Consider the following 21,688-nt stretch of genomic DNA (forward strand, 5'->3'; position numbering starts at 1 on the left):
ATCCCTTAAACATAAAGTTTTATGTTTAAAACCCTTAATAACGTGTCGCGCGTTGTTAAGTGAATTCTAATTCAAGTGCTATTTATAGTACGTGAAAATGTCAGACATACATTTAGTTTGGGTTTTGTCACTCAAACACTTAAGACTACTTAGGGTTGTATGGTTAAGTGACTAAGCGTATATGGTGGATGCCTTGGCAGTTAGAGGCGATGAAGGACGTGTTAATCTGCGATAAGCTGTGTTAAGTCGATAAAAGACGTTATAGACACAGATTTCCGAATGGGGAAACCCACTTGCATAAGCAAGTATCTTTATGTGAATACATAGCATAAAGAGGCGAACCGGGAGAACTGAAACATCTAAGTACCCCGAGGAAAAGAAATCAACCGAGATTTCGTTAGTAGCGGCGAGCGAACGCGAATTAGCCCTTAAGCGGCATGGCGTCAATGGAAGTATCTGGAAAGGTACACGATACAGGGTGATAGTCCCGTACATGAAGACAAAATGTTTGTGAAATCGAGTAGGTCGGCACACGTGAAATGTTGACTGAATATGGGGGGACCATCCTCCAAGGCTAAATACTCCTAACTGACCGATAGTGAACCAGTACCGTGAGGGAAAGGCGAAAAGAACCCCTGTGAGGGGAGTGAAATAGAACCTGAAACCGTATACGTACAAGCAGTGGAAGCCTTCGGGTGACTGCGTACCTTTTGTATAATGGGTCAGCGACTTATATTTAGTAGCAAGGTTAACCGATTAGGGGAGCCGTAGCGAAAGCGAGTGTTAACTGCGCGTTTAGTTGCTAGGTATAGACCCGAAACCCGGCGATCTACCCATGGGCAGGTTGAAGGTTGAGTAACATCAACTGGAGGACCGAACACACGTATGTTGAAAAATGCGGTGATGACCTGTGGGTCGGAGTGAAAGGCTAATCAAGCCGGGAGATAGCTGGTTCTCCCCGAAATCTATTTAGGTAGAGCCTCGGACGAATACCATTGGGGGTAGAGCACTGTTAAGGCTAGGGGGTCATCCCGACTTACCAACCCTTTGCAAACTCCGAATACCAATGAGTACTATCCGGGAGACACACTATGGGTGCTAACGTCCGTAGTGAAGAGGGAAACAACCCAGACCGCCAGCTAAGGTCCCAAAGTCATAGTTAAGTGGGAAACGATGTGGAAAGGCATAGACAGCTAGGAGGTTGGCTTAGAAGCAGCCATCCTTTAAAGAAAGCGTAATAGCTCACTAGTCGAGTCGGTCTGCGCGGAAGATGTAACGGGGCTAAACTATGCACCGAAGCTGCGGATTCAAAATTTATTTTGAGTGGTAGGGGAGCGTTCTGTAAGCCGTTGAAGGTGTGTTGTAAGGCATGCTGGAGGTATCAGAAGTGCGAATGCTGACATGAGTAACGATAATGGGGGTGAAAAACCCCCACGCCGAAAGACCAAGGTTTCCTGTCCCATGTTAATCAGGGCAGGGTAAGTCGGCCCCTAAGGCGAGGCTGAAAAGCGTAGTCGATGGGAAACAGATTAATATTTCTGTACTTCTATATATTGCGAAGGAGGGACGGAGAAGGCTAAACAGGCATGGCGTTGGTAGTCCATGTGAAAGATTGTAGGCTGGAGACTTAGGCAAATCCGGGTCACCACTAGGCTGAGAGTCGAGACGATACTCTACGGAGTAGAAGCTGTTGATGCCCTGCTTCCAGGAAAAGCTTCTAAGCATCAGATATATAGGAACCGTACCCCAAACCGACACAGGTGGTTAGGTAGAGAATACTAAGGCGCTTGAGAGAACTCGGGTGAAGGAACTAGGCAAAATAGTACCGTAACTTCGGGAGAAGGTACGCTGGCTTTGGTGATGGGACTTGCTCCCTAAGCTGAGGTCAGTCGAAGTAACCAGGTGGCTGGAACTGTTTATTAAAAACACAGCACTGTGCAAAATCGAAAGATGACGTATACGGTGTGACGCCTGCCCGGTGCCGGAAGGTTAATTGATTGGGTTAGCTCTGCGAAGCTCATGATCGAAGCCCCGGTAAACGGCGGCCGTAACTATAACGGTCCTAAGGTAGCGAAATTCCTTGTCGGGTAAGTTCCGACCTGCACGAATGGCGTAATCATGGCCACACTGTCTCCACCCGAGACTCAGTGAAATTGAAATTGCGGTTAAGATGCCGTATACCCGCGGCTAGACGGAAAGACCCCGTGAACCTTTACTATAGCTTGACAGTGAACATTGCTCCTACATGTGTAGGATAGGTGGGAGGCTTTGAAGCATGCACGCCAGTGTGTGTGGAGCCAACCTTGAAATACCACCCTTGTATGCGTGATGTTCTAACCTAGGGCCCTTATCGGGCTTGGGGACACTGTCTGGTGGGTAGTTTGACTGGGGCGGTCTCCTCCCAAAGAGTAACGGAGGAGCACGAAGGTTGGCTAAGTACGGTCGGACATCGTACGGTTAGTGCAATGGCATAAGCCAGCTTAACTGCGAGACAGACACGTCGAGCAGGTGCGAAAGCAGGTCATAGTGATCCGGTGGTTCTGTATGGAAGGGCCATCGCTCAACGGATAAAAGGTACTCCGGGGATAACAGGCTGATACCGCCCAAGAGTTCATATCGACGGCGGTGTTTGGCACCTCGATGTCGGCTCATCACATCCTGGGGCTGAAGTCGGTCCCAAGGGTATGGCTGTTCGCCATTTAAAGTGGTACGCGAGCTGGGTTTAGAACGTCGTGAGACAGTTCGGTCCCTATCTGCCGTGGGCGTTTGAGAATTGAAGAGGGCTGCTCCTAGTACGAGAGGACCGGAGTGGACGAACCGCTGGTGTTCGGGTTGTTATGCCAATAGCATTGCCCGGTAGCTACGTTCGGAACTGATAACCGCTGAAAGCATCTAAGCGGGAAACAGGCTTTAAGATGAGTTCTCACTGGAGATTTAATCTCCCTAAAGGGTCGTTGGAGACTACAACGTTGATAGGTCAGGTGTGTAAGTGCTGCGAGGCATTGAGCTAACTGATACTAATTGCCCGTGAGGCTTAACCATACAACACCCAAGTGGTTTTGTTGTATGATGTTTGACAAGTATATTCACGTACTGTGCATTGAATTAGAAAATATAGATATTAGATTTCCGAGATTGTGTTTACGAAAGTAGACGATAAAAGTTTATGCTTGATGACAATAGCATTGTAGAACCACCTGATCCCATGCCGAACTCAGTAGTGAAATGCAATAGCGCCGATGGTAGTGTGGGAGTTCCCATGTGAGAGTAGGACATTATCAAGCTTCTATTAAAAGAAACCCGTAGCGAAAGCTGCGGGTTTTTTAAGCTCTTAATGACTAAAAATTATCGTTATGATTCGTAGTCATTAACAGTTTTTACCTGGTAACCATAGCATTGTAGAACCACCTGATCCCATGCCGAACTCAGAAGTGAAATGCAATAGCGCCGATGGTAGTGTGGGAGTTCCCATGTGAGAGTAGGACATTACCAGGTTCTCATTATAAGCCCTTGTCTAGCGACAAGGGCTTTTTTCGTTTACAGTACCTTTTATTTAAAAATTGATCTATATGTTTCAACCCGGACTTTCTTGGCGAGACGCTAAAAAACGTGCAGAGATATTGCACGAGATAAGAAACTTCTTTTATCAAAAAGGTGTAGTAGAAGTAGATACGCCTATGCTTTCTCAGGGAACAGTTACAGATAAATATTTAGAAGCATTCGAAACTCAGTCACGCGCAAATAGTTCAAATCAAGTCTATTATCTGCAGACTTCACCTGAGTTTGCATTGAAAAGGTTACTTGCTAGCGGTTACCAAGATATCTATCAATTGGGTAAAGCTTTTAGAGATGAAGAACAGGGACGATATCACAATCCTGAATTTACGATGCTTGAATGGTATAGATTGGGCTTTGACCATTTTTCACTTATGGATGAAGTGAGTCAGTTATTAACGCTCACCTTAAATTGTGAACCCGCAGATACCATCTCTTATCAACAACTGTTTATTAATGAATTGGACTTGGATCCTTTAACAGCAGATGTTTGTGAATTAAAACTCGCTTTATCTGATAATGGTATCTTAGGTGATTGGATTGCGAATGAAACAGATAGAGATATTTTGTTGCAGGTTCTTTTTTCGGAGTGTTTAGAAGAAAAAATAGGACAAATAAGGCCTTGTACTGTTTACCACTTCCCTTCATCTCAAGCATCATTAGCAAAAGTTAGCGCTGATAATTCATTAGTTGCCGAACGGTTTGAAGTGTATTTTAAAGGTATCGAACTAGCGAATGGTTTTCATGAGCTAACTAATGCAAAAGAACAACGCAGGAGATTTGAACAAGACAACGAATATCGTTTGCAAATGGGTAAAACCAAGAAACCGATTGATGAGCGATTTATTTCAGCGTTGGCGCATGGTTTACCGCCTTGTTCTGGCGTAGCGTTAGGTATCGATCGTTTAATTATGCTGGCATTGGAGCTACATTCTATAGATCAATCCATGTGCTTTACGGTCGACAGAGCATAGTGAATATTTATTGTGATACTATATCAATTGTGATATTATCTCACCCTACGTATAACTGAAGGTAAAAATCGTGCTAGATAGAATTGGTATAACAGCTACATCGTTGTGTGCTTTGCACTGTATTTTGCTGCCTGTTATTCTCCCAGCATTACCTTTACTTGGGCTAAGCTTTTTAGCTGATCATACATGGGAACATGTTTTTCTTATTATTACTGGTGTGTTAGGTTCTATAGCCATGTTTTCAGGCTTTAAAAGATATCATAAAAAGCTGTATCCTTTTTACCTGCTCATTGTTGGGCTAGTCGTGTATTGGATGAAGCATGATTTTTCCGAACAAGCGGAACCCTTTTTTATTATTATTGGTGCAACGTTAATAGTCGCTGCACACGTCATTAATTTGAAATTATGCAATAGCTGTAAACGTTGCGCGGATCATACTTGTTCTAGCTAAACGCTTTTGTTAATTAAATTGCTAAGTCTTTTAATTTTCTCGTTAATGTATTTCTTCCCCATCCTAACTTTTTAGCCGCTTCTTGCTTGTGACCATTTGTCACTTTTAATGCCGACTCAATCATGATCTTTTCAAACTCTGGAAGTGCTTGCTCTAAAAGCGCTTCTTCACCAGCATTAAATTTATCTAATGCCCATTGTCGTAATGTTACTTGCCAACTACTACCGTTAGGATCATATGTTGGCGTATCGTGCGTTAATTCACTCGGTAAATCTTCCAAGTGAATTTCTTTGCTACTTGCCATAACGGTTAAAAAACGGCATATATTTTCAAGTTGTCTCACATTACCAGGCCAATCGAATTGTTTTAAATAGTCGACAGTGGCCTTATCCAAGGATTTTGGTTCTACACTAAGTTCAGTCGCAGCATGTTTAAGAAAGTGTTCGCACAATTGAGGAATATCTTCTCTGCGCTCTCGTAAGCTAGGTATGTGAATGCGAATTACATTTAAACGGTGAAATAAATCTTCTCGAAAATCACCAGTACGCACTTTATCTTCAAGGTTTTGGTGAGTTGCAGCAAGAATCCTAACATCTACTTGAATGGGAGAGTGTCCACCTACACGATAAAATTGACCGTCTGCCAATACTCGTAATAATCGCGTTTGTATATCGAGTGGCATATCGCCTATTTCATCGAGAAACAAGGTGCCGTTATGTGCTTGCTCAAATCTACCTTGTCTTACTGAGTTTGCACCAGTAAAGGCACCTTTTTCATGACCGAATAATTCTGACTCTATTAAATCTTTAGGAATCGCTGCCATATTCAATGGAATGAAGGGAGCTTTAGCTCTTGGACTATGCATATGTAAAGCATGTGCAACAAGCTCTTTACCTGTACCTGATTCACCATTGATTAATACACTAATGCTTGAGCGAGATAAGCGGCCGATTGCTCTAAAAACCTCTTGCATCGCGGGAGCTTCGCCAATAATACCAACTGGCATTGAGCTTGGGGCATCCTGTCGAGTTTTTGCTTTTGTTTCTTGTGCGTGCATTAGAGCGCGTTTACTTAATGCAAGTGCTTCATCAATGTCGAAAGGCTTTGGGAGATATTCAAAAGCACCGCCTTGATATGCGTTTACAGCACTATCGAGGTCTGAGTGAGCGGTCATAATGATCACAGGAATATCTGGAAAACGCATATTAATGTCATTAAGTAATTCCATACCATCAATATTGGGCATTCGAATATCAGAAATAATTACTTCAGGTTGGCCGTGATCTAATGCTGTAAGTAAATTTTCAGCACTATCAAAAGATGCCGAACTAATATTTGCGTTAGCAAATGCTTTCTCAAGTACCCAGCGTATAGAACTATCGTCATCTACGACCCATATTTGCTCTGTCATCATATCGTTGTATCTTCTGAAATTGGTAATAAAATAATAAACTCGGTATGACCCGGGCGACTAATACAGGAAATTTTTCCTTTATGTTGGTTGATTAACGTTTGTGAAATGGCAAGTCCTAAGCCTGTGCCATTTGAACGTCCAGAGACCATAGGGTAGAACAATGTATCTTGAATTTTACTCGGTATGCCAGGACCATTATCTATGATGCTGATCTGTGCGGCTAATTTTACACGACGTCCATTGATCGTCTTATTACTCGCTGCCCGTGTTTTTATTCGAATAACACCGTTTTTTCCGATCACTTGGACAGCATTACTGACAATATTTAATACGGCTTGTTGTATTTTATCTGCGTCAAATAGAATATCTGGTAACGATGGATCATAGTCTTTCACTATCTTTATATCGTCTGGGTTATTAAAGCTTATGAGCTTAGATACTTTTTCTAAAACTAGGTGAATATTCTGATTGTTAAAGTTCGGCAGTTGATTCGGGCCAAGTAAGCGATCAACGAGGTTTGTTAATCTATCTGCTTGTTCGATTATCATTGCCGTATATTCTTGCTGTTCTACCGTGATTTCTTTATTTAAAAGTTGAGCTGCACCTCTAAGACCGCCAAGCGGATTCTTTATTTCATGAGCTAATCCGCGAATAAGATCACGAGCAGACTCCCATTGCTGATGTTGGAAAGCTTCTTCACTAATTTGCTTTTGCTGATCAATTTGCTTTATTTCTAATAAAATATGCGGAGAATTGTCTAAGGAAAAAGACGAGGCAGTGAGTTCCACAGTAATGATGCGTTTATCAAAAAACTCGAGTACTACATCACTATCACTGAATTCCTGGCCAGAAGTCAGTAATTGCTTTAACCGTATACTACTAATAGGGCTATTAAAAAACACACTTTGTAGACTGTGATTTTTTAATTTGTTTAAACTCTTTACTAACAAGGCTTCCGCTGCTGGGTTAGCATATTGAATAGTGAGTTGTTTATTTAAGACAATAACAGCAGTTACCATATGATTTGGTAAGTTTTGCTGATAATACAGTTTTTCGGGCACGTCTAACTTTTCTATACTAGGCATAAAACCTCTATGCACTAAAATGGTGCGTAATATTTTTAGTGTAAAGTTAAAACCTGTTTATTGCACTATTTTACTTGTTATTTTGCTTTGATTTTAGAAGCACGGTGCATATAAAAGGTTATTTGCTTAGACGATGCAATTATCTTGCCTTTATCGTTTAAAAGCTCTAATTTTAGTAGGTGCTCACCTCTGTCTATATTAGAAAGTCTAAACAAAGCATAGTTTTGCGGAGATTGATATGGGCTGCCATCTAATAGCAAGCGTATACGATGTCCTTGCTTAAATAATGGTTTAATGCGACCTTGCACCAAAAGAGAGCCTGTATTGTCTCTAATTGTTTGCTTATTGGTTGGTTGTGTAATTTCTACATTAAACTTATCTTCAATGATTTTGGGTGTGATATCGAGTACAGAGGTATCGACATTGGATGAAACAATGTTTTTTTCTTGCACTTCAACTTCTTCTGCACCTGGTCTAGGTGTGTCTGAATAGACTACTCTGCCATTTTCATCAACCCAAACATATACTTTGGTTGATGCTGCATGAGCGGTGTTTAGAAAGCATAAGATAACAAAGAGGGTGCAGATTAAAGGTATATTTTTCAATGTGCACTCCTTATAGATTAAACGCTTATCTTTTAATCTATCTAAAAAAAAGCATTTTAGCTACAAAAAAGCTCACCGAAGTGAGCTTTTTAATGACAATCAGTGTGTTATTGATTAAACACTATAGTACATTTGGAATTCAACAGGGTGAGTTGTCATGTTAAGTGTTTCAACTTCTTCACGTTTGAGACCTATGTAGGCATCAATCATGTCGTCATCCATCACGCCACCAGCTGTTAAGAATTCTTTGTCAGCTTCTAACGCGTCAAGCGCTTCTTCTAAAGAAGATGCTACTTGAGGGATAGCTGCTGCTTCTTCTGCCGGTAAGTCGTATAAATCTTTATCCATTGCATCACCAGGGTGGATCTTGTTTTTGATACCGTCAAGACCAGCCATTAACATTGCCGTAAATGCTAAGTATGGGTTAGCTGTAGGATCAGGGAAGCGAACTTCGATTCGGCGTGCTTTTGGTGAAGGTACAACTGGGATACGTATTGAAGCTGAACGGTTACGTGCAGAGTAAGCAAGCATAACAGGTGCTTCAAAACCAGGTACAAGACGCTTGTATGAGTTAGTAGAAGCATTTGTAAATGCATTCAATGCTTTAGCATGCTTGATGATACCGCCAATGTAGTAAAGAGCAGTTTCAGATAATCCGCCATATTTGTCACCAGCAAAAAGGTTAACACCGTCTTTTGCTAATGATTGGTGAACGTGCATACCTGTACCGTTGTCGCCAACTAAAGGCTTAGGCATGAAAGTTGCTGTTTTGCCGTAAGCATGTGCAACATTGTGAACAACATACTTATAGATTTGCACTTCATCCGCTTTTTTAACCATTGTGTTAAATCGACAAGCGATTTCGTTTTGACCTGCCGTAGCAACTTCATGGTGATGTGCTTCAACAACTAAGCCCATTTCTTCCATAACTAAACACATTGCTGAACGTAAATCTTGTGAAGAATCTACTGGTGCAACAGGGAAGTAACCACCTTTAACGCCTGGACGATGACCTGTGTTACCATCTTCATATGAAGTTTTAGAGTTCCAACATGCTTCTTTATCATCGATTGAGTAGCTAGCGCCAGACATATCTGCGTGGAATTTCACATCGTCAAATACGAAGAACTCTGGTTCAGGGCCAATTAACACTGTATCTGCAATACCTGTTGAACGCATATACTCTTCTGCACGATGTGCTACTGAACGTGGGTCACGACTGTAACCTTGCATAGTCGCTGGTTCAACGATGTCACAACGTAGATTTAACGTAACTTCTTCTGTAAAAGGGTCTAAAACAGCTGTTGAAGCGTCAGGCATTAATACCATGTCTGATTCGTTGATACCTTTCCAACCAGCGATAGAAGAACCATCGAACATTTTTCCTTCTTCGAAGAAGTCTTCATCAATTTGATGATGTGGTAACGAAACGTGCTGCTCTTTACCTTTTGAATCAGTAAAACGTAAGTCAACAAACTTAACATCGTTTTCTTTGATTAAGTCTAATACTGCTTGTGACATTGAGTGTCTCCAGTGAAGTTAACAAAATTAATGTAAATGCAATTACGCATTTTTGCTTTGCTACGGTGTAAGCCAAAATCGTGCCAAGCAATAAAGCCTTTTAAATCAGTGTATTAAATAAAACACTGATAGAGGTTTGCACCATAATGATCCTTGCTTTGCATCTAACTGGTGCAATGCCAGTGTAGAAGACAAATGCTATCTTTTCTAGCAATTTAAATTAATAAACGATTATCTTTTCATTGTGGTCTAGACTACTGTACAATACGCGCCCAATTATAGCCCTTTGAGCAAACTCCTGTGTTAGATAAATTACGTAATATTGCGATTATCGCCCACGTTGACCACGGTAAAACAACCCTGGTTGATAAACTATTAGATCAATCTGGTACGTTAGATTCAAGAACTGACCTTGAAGAACGTGTAATGGATTCAAATGATATTGAAAAAGAACGCGGTATCACCATTTTGGCCAAAAATACTGCCATTAATTGGCAAGATTACCGTGTAAATATTGTTGATACTCCAGGTCATGCTGACTTTGGCGGTGAAGTAGAACGCGTAATGTCTATGGTAGATTCTGTGCTTTTAATTGTTGATGCACAAGAAGGCCCAATGCCACAAACGCGATTTGTAACGCAAAAGGCATTTGCTCAAGGCTTAAAACCAATTGTCGTTATCAACAAAATTGATAAGCCAGGTGCACGCCCTGAGTGGGTGATGGATCAAGTTTTTGACTTATTCGATAACCTAGGTGCTTCAGATGAACAATTAGATTTTCAGGTGGTTTATGCTTCTGCTATCAACGGTTGGGCATCGCTTGAAGAAGGCGAAGAAGGCAAAGACATGACGCCGCTTTTCCAAACAATTGTAGATCAAGTGCCTGCGCCAGATGCTGATCCTAGCGGTGCATTTCAAATGCAGATATCACAACTAGATTACAGTTCATATTTAGGTGTTATCGGTGTTGGTCGTGTGACTCGTGGCTCTGTTAAACCGAATCAACAAGTTACTGTGCAAAGTGCAAGCGGTAAAATACACAACGGTAAAGTTGGTAAAGTGTTTGGTTACTTAGGGCTAGAACGCCATGAAACAGAAATTGCTGAAGCAGGTGATATTATCGCTATTACTGGTTTAGGTGAGTTAAAAATTTCCGACACTATTTGTTGTCCAAATGAAGTTGCACCATTACCACCTTTATCAGTAGATGAGCCTACGGTAACGATGACATTCCAAGTAAATACTTCTCCTTTTTCAGGCAAAGAAGGTAAGTATGTTACTTCACGTAATATCAAAGATAGATTGGATAAAGAACTCGTACATAATGTTGCTTTACGTGTCGAGCAATTAGACGATCCTGATAAATTTAAAGTATCTGGTCGCGGTGAACTGCATTTAGGTATTTTGATTGAAAATATGCGTCGAGAGGGCTACGAGCTTGCGGTTTCTCGTCCTGAAGTAATCATGCGTGAAGTTGATGGTCAAATAGAAGAACCATATGAAACGGTAACCATTGATGTTGAAGAAGAGCATCAAGGTTCTATTATGGAGAAAATGGGTTTACGTAAAGCCGAACTTACCGACATGGCGCCTGATGGTAAAGGTCGTATTCGTATGGACTTCATCATGCCAAGCCGAGGTTTAATAGGTTTTCAAACTGAGTTTATGACGTTAACGTCGGGTTCAGGTTTGATTTATCATACCTTTTTTGAATACGGCCCTCATAAAGGCGGTGAGATAGGACAACGTCTAAATGGTGTAATGATCGCCAATGCAACAGGTAAAGCGTTAACGAATGCATTGTTTAACTTACAAGAACGTGGACGATTAATGATAGGTCACGGTGTTGAAGTATACGAAGGTATGGTTATCGGAATTCACAGCCGTGATAATGATTTAACAGTTAATGCGCTGAAAGGTAAGCAGTTAACAAACGTACGTGCTTCTGGTACTGATGAAGCGCAAGTGTTAACACCACCAGTATTAATGACGTTAGAGCAAGCGTTGGAGTTTATCGATGATGATGAACTTGTTGAAGTAACGCCTGAGAATATACGTATTCGTAAAAAGTGGTTAAAAGAGTCAGATCGTAAACGTGAAAGTAGAACTGCTAAAAAGAGCTAATTAAGTCTTTTTCTGTTTTGGAAAAATACCGCGTATCACGCGGTATTTTTTTGTGTTTAATTTACCTAATCGCAATTTAATAACATGCCTCTTTCAGTTTCAATGTTGGCAGATTATCGCCTACTGAATGTAAGATATATCTCAATGTCATGTCAGCATTGTGACCGAAATACATGAGTTCTATTTAGTCCCTTTTAAAAAAGCAATTAATAAACAATGCTTTATGTTATTGATTCTTGTTTTTGTTAATTGCTTGTTAATTGCAAATGTCAACTCGTCAACTGGCTGAAACGCAATTCAGTGCTAAACTGTTTTAGTATCGTTAACCTAGTTTAACAACTATGGAGTGGTTGGCATAAGGTGGAACTATGGAACAATATAAACTAAACAGGTTGAATATTCTTTTTGAAAAAGTCGTCTCTGATGAAGCAAACCTTGTTGAACAGCATGAGCTTAGCCGTCTTTATCGCGAGTTTATTGATGATGGTCGCGACAAAATTAAGCCATTGTCGATTTCTAGGTGCTTTAATAAAGCGAGTGTTGGTTAAAATAAATAAAAATAATAATGAGAAAAGGGCTTATAGATGTCTCCTGAGCAATTAAAGCAATTAAATTCACTGAGTAAACTCTTTAAAGAAGGGCAAGCAGGTACTGAACAAATCAAACAGCTATCCGAACTCTTAGCCTCAATCAATTATCAAGTAGACCCAATAAAAGAACAAGTTGAAGAAGTAATACCAGGAATAGATGACGGCGTAAGGTAAGTTACTCCGTCTTTAAGCTTGCTATGAAGGCTTGAGAGTCATCTATAGAACGATTCATTTGTTCAATTAATAACGTCACATCTTGTTTTATATTCGCATACTCTGCTTTTAAGGAACCAATTGCTTTAGCATTGAGGTTATGCTTCAAATAAAGCATATTATCCTTCAACGCATACAGTACAGGCTGCATTTTGTCTTTGGCTCGATGCATTGCACGCACTACACTTTTATAGCGTCGTTCAGTTTCACGTAGTTGTTGTTGACTTTGTCGCTTGTAATTGGCATTCGAGAATTGCGCTATCTCTTCTTGCCATTCATCAAATAGCGCTTGCGCCACATCTTCGATTAACGAAATCCGTTCAGCTACATCTTCAGCTGCCGCTTTACTCGCTTCGTAATGATCTTTACTCCGCTCATAGTGTGATTGTAGTTCACCACCGTCAAAATTAACTAAGGAAGAGAATTGAGTAAGTGCATCTTGAAACTCTTCTTTGGCTTCTTCTTGTGATTCTGTCGCTTTCTCTACACGGTCAATTAATATATCACGTTTGTGAGTACCAACTTTCTCCATTGCAGAGTAATAAGCCGATTGGCAACCGACTAGCACGAGAACAGTAAAGGTAACTACTAGTTTAGTTTTTAATCGGCTTAGCATGTTAGCTTGCCCCTCTAAATTTAGCAGCGTCGATGATTGCCCAAACGTGAAAGATAAATCCTGGTAACGCCATGAAAAATAAAATTCCTGTTGCAGCAAGTGTATAGTTAACCCATGTTAACAAGAAAAATATAATCGCTGCTAATATTCGCCCTTGTACCAACTGACCTAAACCTGCAATAAAGAAACTGCATACGGCTGCTAACACATTACCACCAGAGCCTTGTCCAGACATAATATCTCCTTTTAAATATTTTTTAAGTAATTATAAAGCTAAGATAGGTTTTCACCACTAATTCATCTTATACTTTATCATTAACCGATGTAACTAATTATGCAATATGAGTTTTGTAAATAAAATCTTAAAATCGAAACAATGGCTAGCGATAAGTCAATTTGTGTTGTTTTTTACTAGGCGGCTATTTATTGAACAAGTACACGTGAACGCAGGTTATTTAGCTTACGTTACCTTAATGTCACTGGTGCCTATGGTCGTTGTTATGGTCTCGGTTATGACTGCATTCCCTATTTTTGCTGATATTAAAGTGTTAGTAGAAAATTTTGTCTACCAACACTTTTTACCTGCAGCAGGGAACGTGGTTCAGGAGCACATTACTGGGTTTGTCGCTAATGCCTCAAAAATGTCAGCCATTGCAATTACATTTTTATTTTTATTTGCATTACTTTTGATTTCAGCGATAGACAAAACTTTGAATAAACTTTGGCGAGTCACTAAAAAGCGTCGCATGATCACTGCGTTTTCTATGTACTGGATGGTACTAACATTAGGGCCTGTTCTCGTTGGAAGTAGTATTGTTGCGACTTCTTATATTGCTTCACTTGTGTCTTTGGGTGATTACGATCTCTTGGGATTAGCAAATATTATTATGCGTTTGGTGCCATTGCTAACGGCATTAGCCGCTTTTCTTATTATTTATTTAGTCGTTCCAAATAGAAATGTACCATTTCCCCACGCATTTGCTGGGGCTACATTAGCAGCGATATTATTTGAAGTTGCCAAAAAAGGGTTTGCATTTTACGTAACACAATTGCCTTCTTATCAGGCAATTTATGGTGCATTAGCAACTATTCCTATTCTATTTTTATGGGTTTATCTCTCTTGGCTCATTGTGCTGATAGGTGCGTTGTTTACGGTTTGTTTGCAAGATTTCAAGACTACGCTGGGGCAAGAGGATTAACTGACTATGTCACGAATACTACATGCAAAAATAGCTCCTTTTAAGACCGAATTTCTTGATGTTGGTGATGGTCACAAGCTATATATTGAGCAAGCGGGCAATGAAAAGGGGATCCCCGTCATCTATTTACATGGAGGACCTGGGGGAGGAAGTAGCGAAAATCATAGACGATATTTTGATCCAGAAAAATATCATTATATTAGCTTTGATCAGCGAGGGTGTGGGCGATCGATTCCTACCTCAGCGTTAACAGGTAATAATACTGATAATCTCGTTGATGATATAGAACGAATCCGGAACCATTTGAATATTTCACAATGGCTTATGGTTGGTGGTTCATGGGGAACAACACTAGCATTATTATATGGTATTCGTTACCCACAATGTGTACTAGCGTTCATTTTACGAGGCGTTTTTCTTGCTACTTCTAAAGAGTATGATTGGTTATATAGACCACAAGGTGCGCAAGCTTTTTTTCCTGATTATTATCAAGAATTTCTTGAGCCTCTCGATAATAAAGACAGAACCGATCCGATTAAAGGCTATGGTAAGATTTTTAATAGCGGTAACGAGCTTGCAATTAGTGCTGCGTGTAAAGCGTGGTATTTGTGGGAACTTAGACTATCGAGTATTGAGCATTCACACGTTGGTTTATCGCAAGTGGAAGACTTTCATCAAGCCTGTTGTATGGCAAAAATATCGCACCATTTCTTTAATCATAAAAGCTTTATTACCGATAACTATATACTTGAAAATATAAATAAAATCACTAATATCCCAGCCATAGTAATCCATGGTCGTTATGATATGGTCTGCCAAGTTCAGTGTGCATTTGAGTTAGTTGAAAATTGGAAAAATGCCAGCTTACAAATTTTACCTCAAGCGGGTCATAGTGGATTTGAAACACAAACAATAGACGCAATGTGTAAAGCTGCAGATGTTATGGCTGACTTCTTAAGAGATAGTTAAATATATGATTGCATTGATACAACGTGTTACACACGCAAGTGTGGAAGTTGATGAAAAATTGGTTGGTGAAATTCAAAAAGGCTTGCTTGTACTACTTGCGGTAGAGCCTCAAGATAATAAACAAAAAGCCGCTCGTCTGGCTGAGCGGGTCGCTGGTTACCGTATTTTCGAAGATGAAAAGGGCAAGATGAACCTTAATGTATCTCAAATTGGTGGTGATATTTTGGTTGTTTCTCAGTTTACCTTAGCGGCGGATACTTCTAAAGGTATGCGTCCAAGTTTTACGGGGGCGGCTGCACCAAGTTTTAGTGATGACCTCTATCAGTATTTTTGCCTACAATTACGTGAAAAAGGCTTTGCAGTACCAACGGGCGTTTTTGGTGCAGATATGAAGGTACGTTTACTTAATGATGGGCCGGTGACGTTTCAACTAACGATCTAGACAGCGATATTGCCAAAGATTTATCGCTCTTTTGGTATAATAGCTTGGTATGTATTTTTGCGTTAGAGTGCTAATACTTTTTGGGTGCAGATGAATAATCGTGTTTTTATAGTGCGGAACTTGAAAGTACACCAATGAACGTTGCTGTTTTAGGACGTTAAGTTTTTGTAAGGTGTGGTTTATGTTGCGGCTCTTATCACTTGGAATATTAATGGTTAACCAGCTATTAGTGTTAAGTTCACTGAGCATTTTTCTTATCACATTAAGATCAACGTCGTTGTTTTCGGATGAATAGATATCATAAATGATCCAATCTACTTCTTTTAATGTATTGGTATGTAACCATTGTTTACAGCTTTGATTATGTAAACGATATTGGCAATGTTGTGGATTAAAGAATCGATGAAAGCAGGTGATTACATCGCTACTTTGTTCAATACATTTGTATGTAATTTGCGGAAAGTAATGCGCTAAAAAACGCAGTAAATTGCCTCCACCTAACCCAAACTCAATAACTCGATTAGGTGAGATAAAAAGTAAAGGGATTACAATGAAATATTGGTGGGGTAGTGTTAAGAGATATGGCTTTCGTTTTAGCATAATACTTTGTGTGACATGACCAAAATTTAACCATCGATAGTGAGGGTTTTCTAATACTGTGAAGGAGAGGTTATTATTAAAGAAATAACGTATTGATCCTTGTTGTAAATGCGTTATTAATTTCATTTAATACCCATCACATGACTTTAGTTTTATTAGCATAGCCAATGATTTCTTGTATCGCACCTCAAACACCAGAACAATTTACACAATATTACCAATTACGTTGGCAAGTACTGAGAGCTCCGTGGTATCAACCCTTTGGCAGTGAAAAAGACGAATTAGAAAATTGTGCAGTTCATCGTATGCTAATTGATGACACAGGGAACATCTTAGCGATAGGGCGTTTACACATTGATAGCGAGTGGGTTGGTCATATTCGTTATATCGCTACAGCACCAGCAATGCAGGGTAAAGGGTATGGTCAGCGGATAATGCATGAATTAGAAGTACTGGCGAAGTCTAGGGGGGTTTTAACTATTCGTTTAAATGCGCGAGAAAATGCCTTGTCGTTTTATCAACATTTGAATTATCGAAAAACTGGCATCGCACACAGACTTTACGATGAAATTCAACATTATGCGATGGTGAAAACGCTTCCGGATATAGTCAATAATCATAATGAAGAAATCTCATCTTTGCAGGATATTTGGCATCGTACGATCCCGCTTAGTAAAGCAATGGGAATGCAAACTGATTTCTATGATGGTGATCAGTTTATTACTCATTGTGATTTTGCAATGAATAAGAACTTACATGATACGATGTTTGCGGGTAGCATCTACACGCTAGCTACATTGTCAGGTTGGGGCTGGGTTTATTTAACGTTACTCAGTGAAACTATCAAGGGAGATATTGTTCTAGCTGAAGGGAAAATTGAATATCTGAGGCCAATAGCTCAGAGTGCAAATGCAATTGTACAGCGGAAAAATACACATGGCGACTTAATGTCTTTTTCTCGTGATGGTAAAGCAAGCTTTCATATTGATGTTGAGGTACTCTCGGGAGATAAAGTCGCAGCCAAATTTAGTGGCAAATATGTTGTTAAGGTGAAAAAATGAAAAAATTTGTATTACTCTTGTGTGTTATTTCAAGCATTAGCTATGCTCAACAAGATGTGGAAGATGTACTGGATTCATTTCATCAGGCAGCTGGCGAAGCAAACTTTGAACGTTACTTCTCATTATTAGCTAAAGAGAGCGTTTTCTTGGGGACAGATGCAACAGAGCGTTGGAATAAAACGGCGTTTAAAGCGTTTGTTAAACCGTACTTTGACGCCAATAAAGGTTGGCTTTATACGCCTACTGAGAGAAATGTAAGCATAATTGAAACTGGTAAAATAGCTTTTTTTGATGAACTGCTAACAAATGCTTCTTATGGTTTATGTCGAGGTTCTGGTGTACTTATTAAGCGAGCAGGGCAATGGAAGATATTACAATATAATTTAACGATACCTATTCCTAATGGTGTATCAAAACGTGTTGTGTCTATTATTGGCCATAACGCTGAAAAGAAGTAGATAAACCACACTGTGGTTAGGAAAATTGCATAATGAAAGGTAAAAACTTATCAGTAGGTATTGTAGGCTGCGGCTGGCTCGGCTTAGCATTAGCTAAAACCTGTATTGAAAAGTCGATCAACGTTGTGGTAACTACGCAACGCGAAGAGAGCCTTGCTAACGCTTGTCAGTTAGGTATAAAAGGCCATTGCTTAAGTTTTCCTACCTCCGGTGGCTCGGATGTAACGTACCCAGTATTTGATCAACAAGTACTAGTCATTTGTATCCCGCCTGGACTTCGTCGAGGTAAAAAAGACTATGCTGATAATATAAAGAATATAATGGCGCACGCTAAAACAGGCGGTGTGAAAAAAGTTTTGCTCATTAGTACAACTGCTGTTTACCAAGGTTATACGGGGCAGGTGGATGAAACAACACCCTTGAAACTTGATATTGAGAAAGTCGCTATTTTAGCGAATGCAGAACAACACGCCTTAAAGTTTTCAGAAGACAGTGCTGTTTTTCGTTGTGGTGGGTTAGTAGGACCACATAGACATCCTGGGCAGTTTTTCTCACCTGGGCGTATGGTAAAGGGGCCAAATTCCTACGTAAACCTTGTTCACCAAACAGATGTTGTAAATCAGTTAATGGCATTTATTACTCAACATCTAATGGGGGGGATTTATAATTGTGTTAGTGACATGCAAGTGACAAAACAGCATTTTTATGAAGTCGCAGCTAAAGCATTAGGCAAGAAAAACCCAGTATTTGATCCGTTATCTGATGTGGATTTAGGTAAACAGGTCATTGCTAATAAAATCCGGCAAGAAACCGGGATTACGTTTACTCATGATGACTTAGTGTGCTGGGCATCAAAAAAATAGGACTTTACAGGAAACCTTAAATGTCAGTCGCAAAACAAGCATGTGTACTGGGTATTTGCCTGTTGATACATGTTTTTCTTTTTAATTTAGTCACTGTAAGTAGCACTGGACCACAATTTTATTGGTATGAAAACCTTACATTTAAAGCATTATCTGTTTATGTGGTAACGGCTATACTTGGTGCGGTGGTATATGTAATAAGTGCCTATATTGCAAAGCTCTATAAGCAAAGAACAGGCACTGTAGAAGATAATAAGTGGTTTTTTCTATCCTTGATGGTACTGGTTATTTTAACGTTATTATTAACCTTCTAGTGCCCGTTGCATACGTATTAAACGTTGAACAACGGCTTGATAACACTAGATTTATCCTTGTTTATTAAACCGGCTTGCTACCCAAGGTTTTTAGCCACTGTTCAAAGTCTAATAAATTGGCAGGTAAAATAACTTTTCTGCTTTTATCACTTAAACCAGATAACTTGCTTAAGTATTGCTCGTTCAGCTGCATTTGAATAGCTTGATCTCCACCAGGTAATTCAATGGCTTGGGCAACTTTTTCAATTGCATTACCTGTTGCTGTGGCAATCGCTAATATTTCTGCTGCTTTACCTTCTGCGGCGTTAATTCTCCGTTGTTTCTCACCTTCGGAGATATTAATCATTTCTGTCATTTCACCTTCAGAGTGATTAATTTTACTTGCTTTTTCACCTAAACTTTTAGCTAAAATGGCACGTTTTTCTCGTTCAGCATTAACCTGTAGCTCCATGGCATTTTTTACCGTTAAGGGTGGTGTAATGTTCTTTATTTCATAGCGATGTACACGAATACCCCATGTTGCACCTGCTTTATCAAGCACTTCAACTACTTTTGCACTAATAATATCGCGTTCTTCAAACGTACGATCTAAATCTAACGTGCCTATGACAGAGCGTGTGGTTGTTTGAGCTAATTGCATGGCGGCAAATCGATAATCAGTAATGCCATAGCTGGCTTTTAGCGGGTCGATGATTTGTATGTATATTACGCCATCTACTTCGACATTAACCTCATCTTTAGAAAAGCACTCTTGTGGAGGTACATCAATGGTTTCCTCTTTCAGATCCTGAATAAATGCGACTCTATCTATAAAGGGTAATAACATGTGAAAACCCGCTTCTAATGTACAGCGGTATTTTCCCAGTCGTTCGACAACATAAGCTGATTTTGTCGGTACTAAACAAATTGCTTGGATAAATTTAAAAGCGAGATACAAGAAAATTGCCGCCCAGATTCCTAAAATAACTAAATCAAGTTGAGATACATTGTTAGGGATCATCCTTTTGCTCCTTGTGCGGTTTGTGTCACTTTGTCCATTCCTTCGAAAAAGCCTTCTAGCTTTGCAAGCTCTGTTGGGAGTACCGAGACATCAGCTGTTTTCAAAATATCCCCCGTTTGTTGAATAAACTGTTCTAACAATCGCATTCTTATTGCTTTATCGCCACTTGGCAGAGAAGCTGCACGTGCAATTAATGCAATACCTTCAGCGGTTGCTTGCGTTAGAATGTCAATTTCTGCTGCTCGTCCATGTGCCTCATTGATTTGGCGTTGTTTGTCGCCTTCTGATAAGTTTATTGCTTCTTGTCTTTGCCCTTCAGATAGGTTTATGGTCGACTCTTTTTCAGCTTGTGCTAGCGTGATTTCAGCGCGTTTTTGTCGTTCTGCTTCCATTTGTTTTTCTAACGTGTGAACAACATTTGCTGATGGTGTAATATTTCTTACCTCATAGCGTAGCACCTTTATTCCCCAAGGATCAGATGCTTTATCTATTTCTCTAACGATAATCTCATTGAGCGTATCTCGTTCTGAAAATGTTTGGCTTAGATTCAGTTTACCTATTTCACTCCGCATTGTCGTTTGCGCTAAGTTAATGCTTGCACGCTTGTAATCTTCAATACCATAACTTGCTTTAGCACCATCCATTACTTGTATATAGACTAAACCATCGACGTTAATTTGAATGTTATCTCTTGAAATACAGCTTTGTGCAGGAATATCAAGTACCTGTTCACGTGTTTCATGTCGATAGGCTACGCGATCAATAAAAGGAATAAGAAAATGAATGCCAGGCTGCATAACTGCTCGAAATTTACCTAGACGTTCGATGACGCAAACTTCTTTCATTTTTACAATTAAGACTAGCTTTACGATAATAAACAGTAATGCCAGTAATCCAAACGTAATTGTAGCTAACATAGAAAACCTTCCTAAGTTTTATTGTTATAAGGGAGTGCTAATGTGTGGTTATTTAACCGGTTCGACAACTAATGAGATATTATCTTTACAAATAATTATGGCTTCACAACCAGCAGGTATTTGAGAACCATCACCTAGCGCGGCCCATGAAGTTCCTTGAAAAGAAACTCTACCTGCATGGGTACCAGGGCCAATATCTTCAGTTACAACGACTTTTTTACCATAAATATCAAGTTCTTCGTAAACATTACCTATGGTTTGATCACCTTTAAAAAATCTTTCGGTGAAAAAGTAAAGTACAAATAGTAGAAGCGATGCACAGATAAACCAGGCTGTTAGTGTTAATGCCCAAGTATCAAGGATATGTTGTTGAACACCGATTGCGACTAACAAAGAGGCGATCCCTAAGTTGAGCAAAATGCCACCAGGAATAAAAATTTCGAGGCAAGAAAATAGAATAGCCAATACTATCCATGTTTCAAAATACAAAATATATTCCACCGATCGCTCCTTGTATTCAACGTGTACGATAACCGTATTATATGTTCACAATCACGCTATCTATTCATTATAGTATAACGTAAATAAATTGTTTCACTACTGTAATTTAAACGTTATCAATTTATTTGTTAAATGTCGAAGTCGTCTTTAATCAGGAACTTAGAAAGCGAGTATGCTCTTGATGGTTGGTATGTATTTTTAATGATTGGCTGAAAA

The 21,688-nt window shown here is 39.7% G+C and carries 22 protein-coding genes and 3 rRNA genes; 15 read left to right on the top strand and 10 right to left on the bottom strand.

The annotated features are described in order from the left end of the window. The first annotated feature begins 161 nt into the window (after positions 1-161). The 5 genes from QUE09_RS02365 to QUE09_RS02385 all read left to right on the top strand — a co-directional run bounded on the left by QUE09_RS02365 (position 162) and on the right by QUE09_RS02385 (position 4,980). Positions 162-3,042 (top strand): 23S ribosomal RNA (locus tag QUE09_RS02365). Positions 3,043-3,169: 127 nt separating this feature from the next. Then, positions 3,170-3,284 (top strand): 5S ribosomal RNA (gene rrf / locus QUE09_RS02370). Between the two features lie 96 nt (positions 3,285-3,380). Then, positions 3,381-3,495, top strand: a 5S ribosomal RNA gene (gene rrf, locus QUE09_RS02375). 74 nt (positions 3,496-3,569) lie between these two features. After that, positions 3,570-4,529 (top strand): elongation factor P--(R)-beta-lysine ligase, encoded by a 960-nt coding sequence (epmA, locus tag QUE09_RS02380; RefSeq protein WP_286234602.1) that lies wholly within the window; start codon positions 3,570-3,572, stop codon positions 4,527-4,529. A gap of 70 nt (positions 4,530-4,599) precedes the next feature. Further along, positions 4,600-4,980, top strand: a complete 381-nt coding sequence (locus QUE09_RS02385) for a MerC domain-containing protein (protein ID WP_286234603.1) — start codon at positions 4,600-4,602, stop codon at positions 4,978-4,980. A gap of 13 nt (positions 4,981-4,993) precedes the next feature. On the opposite strand, the gene glnG is transcribed toward QUE09_RS02385, so the two are convergent. From glnG to glnA, 4 genes are all read right to left on the bottom strand, one after another. Continuing rightward, positions 4,994-6,391 carry a nitrogen regulation protein NR(I) gene (glnG, locus tag QUE09_RS02390; RefSeq protein WP_286235866.1) on the bottom strand — a complete coding sequence of 466 codons (1,398 nt, stop codon included), beginning with the start codon at positions 6,389-6,391 and terminating at the stop codon, positions 4,994-4,996. After that, a complete protein-coding gene (gene glnL, locus QUE09_RS02395) occupies positions 6,391-7,479 on the bottom strand; it encodes a nitrogen regulation protein NR(II) (protein ID WP_286234604.1) in 1,089 nt (362 codons plus the stop codon). The genes glnG and glnL overlap by 1 nt, the downstream gene beginning before the upstream one ends. Positions 7,480-7,556: 77 nt before the next feature. Further along, entirely contained in the window at positions 7,557-8,084 is a 528-nt protein-coding gene (locus QUE09_RS02400) for a DUF4124 domain-containing protein (RefSeq protein ID WP_286234605.1), read from the bottom strand. 114 nt (positions 8,085-8,198) lie between these two features. Further along, a complete protein-coding gene (gene glnA / locus QUE09_RS02405; protein WP_286234606.1) occupies positions 8,199-9,605 on the bottom strand; it encodes a glutamate--ammonia ligase in 1,407 nt (468 codons plus the stop codon). Positions 9,606-9,905: 300 nt separating this feature from the next. Here glnA and typA point away from each other — a divergent pair, with 300 nt between their 5' ends. The 3 genes from typA (at position 9,906) to QUE09_RS02420 (ending at position 12,493) form a co-directional block, all read left to right on the top strand. Next, positions 9,906-11,729: a translational GTPase TypA gene (typA, locus tag QUE09_RS02410; protein ID WP_286234607.1), complete on the top strand. Its 1,824-nt coding sequence runs from the start codon at positions 9,906-9,908 to the stop codon at positions 11,727-11,729. Between the two features lie 368 nt (positions 11,730-12,097). Continuing rightward, positions 12,098-12,277, top strand: a complete 180-nt coding sequence (locus QUE09_RS02415; protein WP_286234608.1) for a hypothetical protein — start codon at positions 12,098-12,100, stop codon at positions 12,275-12,277. 36 nt (positions 12,278-12,313) lie between these two features. Beyond that, a complete protein-coding gene (locus QUE09_RS02420; RefSeq protein WP_286234609.1) occupies positions 12,314-12,493 on the top strand; it encodes a hypothetical protein in 180 nt (59 codons plus the stop codon). Position 12,494: 1 nt separating this feature from the next. On the opposite strand, the gene QUE09_RS02425 is transcribed toward QUE09_RS02420, so the two are convergent. Both QUE09_RS02425 and QUE09_RS02430 read right to left on the bottom strand, forming a co-directional pair. Continuing rightward, a complete protein-coding gene (locus QUE09_RS02425; RefSeq protein ID WP_286234610.1) occupies positions 12,495-13,148 on the bottom strand; it encodes a DUF2959 domain-containing protein in 654 nt (217 codons plus the stop codon). A 1-nt stretch (position 13,149) separates the two neighbouring features. Then, on the bottom strand, positions 13,150-13,383 hold the full coding sequence (locus tag QUE09_RS02430) for a hypothetical protein (RefSeq protein WP_286234611.1): 234 nt from the start codon (positions 13,381-13,383) through the stop codon (positions 13,150-13,152). A gap of 106 nt (positions 13,384-13,489) precedes the next feature. Between QUE09_RS02430 and QUE09_RS02435 the strand changes: the two genes are divergently transcribed. From QUE09_RS02435 to dtd, 3 genes are read left to right on the top strand one after another with little or no spacing between them, the layout of a single operon-like run. After that, positions 13,490-14,347 carry a virulence factor BrkB family protein gene (locus tag QUE09_RS02435; RefSeq protein WP_286234612.1) on the top strand — a complete coding sequence of 286 codons (858 nt, stop codon included), beginning with the start codon at positions 13,490-13,492 and terminating at the stop codon, positions 14,345-14,347. Positions 14,348-14,353: 6 nt separating this feature from the next. Beyond that, positions 14,354-15,316 carry a prolyl aminopeptidase gene (gene pip, locus QUE09_RS02440; protein ID WP_286234613.1) on the top strand — a complete coding sequence of 321 codons (963 nt, stop codon included), beginning with the start codon at positions 14,354-14,356 and terminating at the stop codon, positions 15,314-15,316. Positions 15,317-15,320: 4 nt separating this feature from the next. Continuing rightward, positions 15,321-15,758 carry a D-aminoacyl-tRNA deacylase gene (dtd, locus tag QUE09_RS02445; RefSeq protein ID WP_286234614.1) on the top strand — a complete coding sequence of 146 codons (438 nt, stop codon included), beginning with the start codon at positions 15,321-15,323 and terminating at the stop codon, positions 15,756-15,758. Here dtd and QUE09_RS02450 read toward each other — a convergent pair. Continuing rightward, positions 15,747-16,484: a polyamine aminopropyltransferase gene (locus QUE09_RS02450; RefSeq protein WP_286234615.1), complete on the bottom strand. Its 738-nt coding sequence runs from the start codon at positions 16,482-16,484 to the stop codon at positions 15,747-15,749. The genes dtd and QUE09_RS02450 overlap by 12 nt on opposite strands. A gap of 41 nt (positions 16,485-16,525) precedes the next feature. Here QUE09_RS02450 and QUE09_RS02455 point away from each other — a divergent pair, with 41 nt between their 5' ends. The 4 genes from QUE09_RS02455 to QUE09_RS02470 are packed head-to-tail and all read left to right on the top strand — an operon-like array spanning position 16,526 to position 19,054. Then, positions 16,526-17,419: a bifunctional GNAT family N-acetyltransferase/hotdog fold thioesterase gene (locus tag QUE09_RS02455; protein WP_286234616.1), complete on the top strand. Its 894-nt coding sequence runs from the start codon at positions 16,526-16,528 to the stop codon at positions 17,417-17,419. Next, a complete protein-coding gene (locus QUE09_RS02460; RefSeq protein ID WP_286234617.1) occupies positions 17,416-17,877 on the top strand; it encodes a nuclear transport factor 2 family protein in 462 nt (153 codons plus the stop codon). Before QUE09_RS02455 ends, QUE09_RS02460 begins: the two co-directional genes overlap by 4 nt. Before the next feature lie 32 nt (positions 17,878-17,909). After that, complete coding sequence (locus tag QUE09_RS02465) at positions 17,910-18,740, top strand: Rossmann-fold NAD(P)-binding domain-containing protein (protein ID WP_286234618.1); 831 nt, start codon at positions 17,910-17,912, stop codon at positions 18,738-18,740. 20 nt (positions 18,741-18,760) lie between these two features. Further along, a complete protein-coding gene (locus tag QUE09_RS02470) occupies positions 18,761-19,054 on the top strand; it encodes a hypothetical protein (protein WP_286234619.1) in 294 nt (97 codons plus the stop codon). 64 nt (positions 19,055-19,118) lie between these two features. Here QUE09_RS02470 and QUE09_RS02475 read toward each other — a convergent pair whose 3' ends face one another. From QUE09_RS02475 to QUE09_RS02485, 3 genes are read right to left on the bottom strand one after another with little or no spacing between them, the layout of a single operon-like run. Beyond that, positions 19,119-20,054: an SPFH domain-containing protein gene (locus QUE09_RS02475; protein ID WP_286234620.1), complete on the bottom strand. Its 936-nt coding sequence runs from the start codon at positions 20,052-20,054 to the stop codon at positions 19,119-19,121. Beyond that, the gene (locus QUE09_RS02480; protein WP_286234621.1) at positions 20,051-20,971 is read right to left on the bottom strand and encodes an SPFH domain-containing protein; all 921 of its coding nucleotides are present in this window, start codon (positions 20,969-20,971) and stop codon (positions 20,051-20,053) included. Before QUE09_RS02480 ends, QUE09_RS02475 begins: the two co-directional genes overlap by 4 nt. A 48-nt stretch (positions 20,972-21,019) precedes the next feature. Next, positions 21,020-21,472, bottom strand: coding sequence for an NfeD family protein (locus QUE09_RS02485; RefSeq protein WP_286234622.1), 453 nt, complete (start codon positions 21,470-21,472; stop codon positions 21,020-21,022). Positions 21,473-21,688: the final 216 nt, after the last annotated feature.

Origin of the sequence: Thalassotalea sediminis (genome assembly GCF_030295915.1) — a bacterium.
GTDB classification, from domain to species: Bacteria; Pseudomonadota; Gammaproteobacteria; order Enterobacterales; family Alteromonadaceae; genus Thalassotalea_C; species Thalassotalea_C sediminis.

What these genes read in the sequence shown, in the direction of transcription:
- epmA (WP_286234602.1), top strand. Translation starts at nt 3,570, where the DNA reads ATGTTTCAACCCGGACTTTCTTGGCGAGACGCTAAAAAACGTGCAGAG.
- glnG (WP_286235866.1), bottom strand. Translation starts at nt 6,391, where the DNA reads ATGACAGAGCAAATATGGGTCGTAGATGACGATAGTTCTATACGCTGG.
- glnL (WP_286234604.1), bottom strand. Translation starts at nt 7,479, where the DNA reads ATGCCTAGTATAGAAAAGTTAGACGTGCCCGAAAAACTGTATTATCAG.
- glnA (WP_286234606.1), bottom strand. Translation starts at nt 9,605, where the DNA reads ATGTCACAAGCAGTATTAGACTTAATCAAAGAAAACGATGTTAAGTTT.
- QUE09_RS02415 (WP_286234608.1), top strand. Translation starts at nt 12,098, where the DNA reads ATGGAACAATATAAACTAAACAGGTTGAATATTCTTTTTGAAAAAGTC.
- QUE09_RS02420 (WP_286234609.1), top strand. Translation starts at nt 12,314, where the DNA reads ATGTCTCCTGAGCAATTAAAGCAATTAAATTCACTGAGTAAACTCTTT.
- QUE09_RS02425 (WP_286234610.1), bottom strand. Translation starts at nt 13,148, where the DNA reads ATGCTAAGCCGATTAAAAACTAAACTAGTAGTTACCTTTACTGTTCTC.
- QUE09_RS02430 (WP_286234611.1), bottom strand. Translation starts at nt 13,383, where the DNA reads ATGTCTGGACAAGGCTCTGGTGGTAATGTGTTAGCAGCCGTATGCAGT.
- QUE09_RS02435 (WP_286234612.1), top strand. Translation starts at nt 13,490, where the DNA reads ATGAGTTTTGTAAATAAAATCTTAAAATCGAAACAATGGCTAGCGATA.
- pip (WP_286234613.1), top strand. Translation starts at nt 14,354, where the DNA reads ATGTCACGAATACTACATGCAAAAATAGCTCCTTTTAAGACCGAATTT.
- dtd (WP_286234614.1), top strand. Translation starts at nt 15,321, where the DNA reads ATGATTGCATTGATACAACGTGTTACACACGCAAGTGTGGAAGTTGAT.
- QUE09_RS02450 (WP_286234615.1), bottom strand. Translation starts at nt 16,484, where the DNA reads ATGAAATTAATAACGCATTTACAACAAGGATCAATACGTTATTTCTTT.
- QUE09_RS02455 (WP_286234616.1), top strand. Translation starts at nt 16,526, where the DNA reads ATGATTTCTTGTATCGCACCTCAAACACCAGAACAATTTACACAATAT.
- QUE09_RS02460 (WP_286234617.1), top strand. Translation starts at nt 17,416, where the DNA reads ATGAAAAAATTTGTATTACTCTTGTGTGTTATTTCAAGCATTAGCTAT.
- QUE09_RS02465 (WP_286234618.1), top strand. Translation starts at nt 17,910, where the DNA reads ATGAAAGGTAAAAACTTATCAGTAGGTATTGTAGGCTGCGGCTGGCTC.
- QUE09_RS02470 (WP_286234619.1), top strand. Translation starts at nt 18,761, where the DNA reads ATGTCAGTCGCAAAACAAGCATGTGTACTGGGTATTTGCCTGTTGATA.
- QUE09_RS02475 (WP_286234620.1), bottom strand. Translation starts at nt 20,054, where the DNA reads ATGATCCCTAACAATGTATCTCAACTTGATTTAGTTATTTTAGGAATC.
- QUE09_RS02480 (WP_286234621.1), bottom strand. Translation starts at nt 20,971, where the DNA reads ATGTTAGCTACAATTACGTTTGGATTACTGGCATTACTGTTTATTATC.